Here is a 4170-nt window from a genome sequence, read left to right on the forward strand (position 1 = left end):
CAAATCCACGTGAAGTGACGAAGAACCCAAAAAAAATGCTGAAGATGAAAAGAGAGCAGCAAATATGTGGCGCTGGATTACTCTAGGGTGTTACTCACTAATAATAATATGGGTTTTATTTAAAAATCGCCTAGGCTTCGAAACATTTATCAACAATGAAGCCCAATGGCCAGTACTGGCAATAACAATATCTATAACTGCAATTGCACTCATTGCCGCTAACTTTTCATCTAAACAGTCAAGAATACATGCGGCAAACGAACACAAAATGCGTTGGTTTGCTCTTGAGGTTAAAGCAATAGACCCTTTCATATCTTCGCTACCTGAACCTGAGAGAACAGAACTAAAGCGGCAGCTAAGTGAAAAATTATTTTGCCAAACAAAAAACGATGAAGCCATCAACCAGCCAGATAAAGAGAAATCTTTAGACACACTTTCCAAAGTAGTTACAACCCTAAATGAAGCCATTCAATCTTTGACAAGAAAGTAACACTTAAGCCCCTAAAAAGGGGCTGTTTTTTAACCCAGTCGCGCCAACATGATCATCTGCGCACGCCCCTCCAAAGCAGCCCTTTCGATAGCCTGTCCCTTCTTGAACTCAATCGTCGTTTCAATACCTGGCGGCCACCCCAGCATCTGGGCGTAATGTCCCAGCTGCCCAACAATCTGATCGTAGCTTTTCCCCCAAGGCCCGTTCACACGCCGATCAGTCTTCGCCGCCTGAATCAACGCAGCAAGCAAATTACGAGGGCGAAGCCGTGCATATTCCAAGAACTGGCGCGCCTCTTCATGGGCAGCGTGGATGCGAATACCACGGTCATAGGCTATTGCTAGAGGATCGGCAGCAGTAGTACTTCCACCCGGTGATTCACCCAGTTTGGCGGTCGAGCTGAACGGCTGGAAACCAAGATTTTCATGGGCGTACCAAGTACGGCGCTCAACCTCCATATCCAGCACACGGTTAACGAATACCCGAGTTGCCTCTGGGTCGTGGTGTTCGTGTGACTCCCGTGCAATCTCGCGTAAACGGGCGATGGGCATTCTCTCGTACACACTCCGCATCATTCTCCCCTCATTGTTTAACGCCATGCCCATCACCCCTTCCTCCATTCACTACCACTCTCCAGCGCCAGCCGATCACCCACGATTTGCGTACGTGGCCAACTGGCGTATTCCCGCAACACCGCTTTTGCCTCATCGAGCCCTCGCGCCAGCACGGCGCAGTTACCTTCGTACTCGCTACCCTCCAGCCAATCGAACTGGCTAGCCGCTAAAGCGGCGTCACGCGGGGGTGTTGCTTAAACCTCCAGGTACAGGCCAAACCAACCGCCGCGGGCTTGCCGCACGGGCAGATCGGACACCCCCGCCTTCACGCCCTGCCGCTTGAGATCACTGGCGGTTTTCTTGCTGCCCTGGCCCCCGTTGGGAACGTGGTAAATCGCGTCGAAGAGCTGCCCCACCTCGGTACCGCGCATCTTCTCGCCATACAGCCAGCGGATCAGCACGGCTTGCTCCTGCCCTTCCCAATCCACCGGCTTGGCCCCGGGCGCGCCGCTTTTGGTCAGTGCTCGAGGGCGGCGGGGCTTTTGAATGCGTAACGTCAAACCCTACCCCCAGCCCTAAGGCTCAATAGCTGCTGATTCCGCTCCCAGCGTTGGTAATCCGCCACAAAGCGGCCCAGCATCTCACTGGCCTGGTCGTTGTGGTCCAGCTCTGCACGGCTTTCGACGCCACAGGCCTTGCGCAGCCAGCGAGTAGCCCCTGCCGCTTTAAAGGTGCCATCGGGGAATTGATGCACTGGCAGTGAGTTCTTGGCGCGCCAGCGCTGGTCTAGGTACAGCCAGAAACGCGGGTTCTGGCACAGCATCGCAGCGCGGCGGGCCTGCTGGCCTCCCTTTGGGGTGTTATCCATCATTAGAGGCTCCCGGTGGTGGTGGAGTACGAAACGGCGGCGCGTGAGGGTTACGGTTGATAGGCTCCCCCTGATCATCTAGCCCCTTCACGCCACTGCAAAAGGCAAGCACTGCACAGCCCACAGTCAGCAACACGCCCGAGAGGATGCCTAGCAAGTAAAAGGTCAGGCCATCGATCACTGAACACCCCCTCGCTGCTGGCGGCGCAGGCAATGCTTACAGGCAGGCAGTGGCTCGCCGGTGCCGGGGTCGCGGAAGTCGGTGGCGCTTTTGCGGTAGTGGCACTGCGGGCATTTTGGGCGGTGGTAAACACGGCTCAGCATGATCAACGACCTCCCATGGCGGCCAACGGTGCGCCTGCTTGCGCCAACAGCTCACGGCGGCGGGCTTCTTCCTGCTCACGCGCTTCCCGGCGCGCTTGGGCGTGGGCATCCGCTGGCTTGTTGATGATCTCGCGCAGCTGGCTCACCATCCGCTTACGCTGGCGCTGGCCCTCTTGGGTCAGGGGCTTTTCCGGTGGCGGCAACAAATGGGCCACTTTCGGGGCGGGCAGCTTGCCAGCCGACACGGCCTCGTTGAGTACCATCGTGCGGCGCTGCTGGTCATGCCCCAGCGATACCTGCCACTGGGGCTGGCGCCCTTCTGCCTTCGCTGCTTCCAGCTCGCGCTCATACGCCGCCAGGAATGCCATACGGCCACCAATCTGATCACCTCCGGACAACACCGGCTTTGCCACCCCCAGCGCCCGGGCAATCTGCGGTGTCCACACCACGGTTTCCTGCTCGTCTAGGCTGCGAAGCGCCAGCGCCCACGCCTCGTTCGGCAACAGATGCGCGTTGGCACTCGGCAGCCGGTCGATGATCGCGGCCAGGGTCAGCTTGCCGTGAAGCTCGGCACGGCAGCGCGCCAGCGCACGGCGGATCTCCTCGAACGGGTAGCCAGCCAGGTCATCGGCCATTAGCACGGCGGCCGCGGGGCGAAGCTCATGACCCAGCACCTCGGCAGTGGCGTACACCAGCTCGACCACTTGTTCAGACTCATGGGCGGTTAGCATGACGAAGACTCCTGCTGTTGGCGGCGGGCGGCCATGATGCGCTTGGCCTCCTCCGCGTTGTTCAGGTTCGATTGGGTGCTATCCAGCTGGCGCGCTCGGGCATGGGTGACCTGCTGGCCAGTGGCTAGCTGGGTGGCGATGGTTTCGCAGTCCTGGAGCAGCAAACTCGCCGGGTGCATACGAGCCGTGTAGAACTGGCTGTTCAGCTTAACGTAGTGCGCGGCCACCCCAGGGGCGCGCTCGGCACCTACCCGGTCGACCCGTTGGCTCAGGTGGGCAGCCACCTTTTGGTTCCACACCGGCCATGTGCCGTAACGCGCACGGTAGGCACAGGCGTAGTTCGCCCACGGCTTGAAGGTTTTGGCGGCCGGGTCTCGGGTACCGGGCATGTCGGAAGGGATTCGCGCCAGCAACGCATCGGCGGATTCATGCGCCCCAGCCGGTACCGGCTGGGGTTCGTCGGCGGGCACATAATCGCCCTCGGTCGCGGCGGGGCTCGCCCCAGGCGCAACCCTCTTACTGGCCCCCTCACACTGAACCCCTAACCCTGAACCCCTCTCTTCACGGTTTTCCGAATACCCCTCTTCGGGATCTCGACTAGGGTTCTCCCCGTTTTCCGAATACCCCCCTTCGGGATCTCGAATAGGGTTCTCACGTTTTTCCGAATACCCCCCTTCGGTTTTCCGAGTACCCCTATTCGGTTTTTCGAGGGGGCGGCTCATGAAGATCCGGCGCTCGACAATTTGCTTGCCTTCGCAGATCTGATCTACGCGAATCCAGCCCTTTTTCTTGAGCGAGCTGATCACTTCGGAAACACGGTTGGGCGACAGGCCAAAGAACTCGGCCAGCTTCTTATTGCTCTTGAAACAGCCCTTCTCCGGATGCTGCAGGCTATCGATCTCCACCAGCATCACCTTCTCCTGCAGCGTGAGATCACGGCTCAGCCACACATCGGCAGGAATCCAAATGCCACGGAAGGCGCGTTCTTCGGTCATGACGCACCTCTCATTGATAAATCTGAGCAGTTAGCAGGTATCAGACCTAAACTGGATTCTAAGTTACATTTGTTCACACTCAGCAACGGAGTCTTCCAATGAATCATCCCGATAATGCACAAGCGGTACATAAGTGGAGCCCGCCAAGAAAGAGCCCGTTTGATCCACCGATAGGTATGCCTGTAGTGGTTCAATAAAGCCGGACACC

The 4170-nt window shown here is 58.2% G+C and carries 7 protein-coding genes; 1 reads left to right on the forward strand and 6 read right to left on the reverse strand.

Features of this window, described 5'->3' with window-relative positions; all coding sequences use genetic code 11:
- Window positions 1–64 precede the first annotated feature (64 nt).
- Complete coding sequence (locus B4967_RS04960) at window positions 65–490, forward strand: hypothetical protein (protein WP_192859198.1); 426 nt, start codon at window positions 65–67, stop codon at window positions 488–490.
- 29 nt (window positions 491–519) lie between these two features.
- Here B4967_RS04960 and B4967_RS04965 read toward each other — a convergent pair whose 3' ends face one another.
- The 6 genes from B4967_RS04965 to B4967_RS04990 all read right to left on the reverse strand — a co-directional run bounded on the left by B4967_RS04965 (window position 520) and on the right by B4967_RS04990 (window position 3962).
- Entirely contained in the window at window positions 520–1089 is a 570-nt protein-coding gene (locus B4967_RS04965) for a hypothetical protein (protein ID WP_139794408.1), read from the reverse strand.
- A gap of 209 nt (window positions 1090–1298) precedes the next feature.
- Entirely contained in the window at window positions 1299–1604 is a 306-nt protein-coding gene (locus tag B4967_RS18785) for a hypothetical protein (RefSeq protein WP_243470334.1), read from the reverse strand.
- Complete coding sequence (locus tag B4967_RS04975; RefSeq protein ID WP_243470335.1) at window positions 1601–1915, reverse strand: hypothetical protein; 315 nt, start codon at window positions 1913–1915, stop codon at window positions 1601–1603. Before B4967_RS04975 ends, B4967_RS18785 begins: the two co-directional genes overlap by 4 nt.
- 174 nt (window positions 1916–2089) lie before the next feature.
- On the reverse strand, window positions 2090–2236 hold the full coding sequence (locus tag B4967_RS18005; RefSeq protein WP_161491470.1) for a hypothetical protein: 147 nt from the start codon (window positions 2234–2236) through the stop codon (window positions 2090–2092).
- 2 nt (window positions 2237–2238) lie between these two features.
- Complete coding sequence (locus B4967_RS04985) at window positions 2239–2967, reverse strand: hypothetical protein (RefSeq protein ID WP_083023986.1); 729 nt, start codon at window positions 2965–2967, stop codon at window positions 2239–2241.
- Window positions 2961–3962, reverse strand: a complete 1002-nt coding sequence (locus B4967_RS04990) for a helix-turn-helix domain-containing protein (RefSeq protein ID WP_083023988.1) — start codon at window positions 3960–3962, stop codon at window positions 2961–2963. The genes B4967_RS04985 and B4967_RS04990 overlap by 7 nt, the downstream gene beginning before the upstream one ends.
- Window positions 3963–4170 lie beyond the last annotated feature (208 nt).

The sequence above is a fragment of the Vreelandella lionensis genome, assembly GCF_002087295.1.
In the GTDB taxonomy this organism is placed as follows: Bacteria; Pseudomonadota; Gammaproteobacteria; order Pseudomonadales; family Halomonadaceae; genus Vreelandella; species Vreelandella lionensis.